Source organism: Pseudomonas sp. SH10-3B (assembly GCF_019891415.1).
Taxonomy (GTDB): domain Bacteria; phylum Pseudomonadota; class Gammaproteobacteria; order Pseudomonadales; family Pseudomonadaceae; genus Aquipseudomonas.
Window position 1 is genome coordinate 1 of sequence record NZ_JAFLXD010000119.1, and the last position, 835, is coordinate 835.

Annotated in this window: 1 pseudogene; it reads right to left on the reverse strand. The window is 59.2% G+C overall.

Annotated elements, in window-relative coordinates:
- Positions 1–835, reverse strand: a pseudogene (locus tag J1G35_RS30605) (type IV secretion protein Rhs); the annotation flags it as partial.

Genomic DNA, 835 nt, shown 5'->3' on the forward strand with positions numbered 1-835 from the left:
CAGGCACATCATCGACAGGCTCCTGCCTGACCAACACCGTCTTCTGTGTCTTGTTACGAACCGCCGGCACCGGGTTCGAAACCACGTGATCCCCAGCCTTCATCGGCGCAACCGGTACGGTCTTGATCGCTGTCGCCGGGCCACCAAGCAGCAAAGGCTTCACCGCCTCGACATGCGCGTCCGACTTCGGCCCGACCCACTGATCAGCCAGCCTCTCCAGCCACTGGCGCGCTCGTCCGGATTTGATATGTCCCAGCACCTGAGCGCCCAGGCGAATCTGCACGCCCATGCCCCGGGTCGCCCAGATCAAAAACAGATTGATCAACACCTCGCCGGTGATCTCGCCCAGCACTTCATACATCTCGGGCGGCGGTAGCAGGCGTATCCAACTGACCATGGCCGACAGGTAGATAAACAGCAGCGGCTCATCGCTGAGCACCGACAGCCCCTTTGCGATGGCGTCGTTGCCCAGCCTCAGCAGTTCATCGAGTTCAGTCTGGGAGATGTAGGCCAACAACTTCTGGCTGTTGGCCTTGAGGTCCGCCAACAAGTCATACAGCTGCGTGACGTTGTCCCACAGGTTGTAGAGCGCCTTGGCCATCCCGCTTGAAAACGCCAAACCTTGCATCGCGCTACGTTCGGGCGGCGTGGCGTTGGCGAAGTCATTCCACAGGGGCTGGAAAGTCTTGGTCCATTCCTCACGCAGGCGACTTTCCAACCCCGCGATCACCGACTGATAAGACGCATACAGCGCCTTGACGTGATCCTTGGAAACGTTGGGATAGAAGGTGATTTGGTACGGCTGGTTGCGATCACACTCGGTGATTTCGAGGAT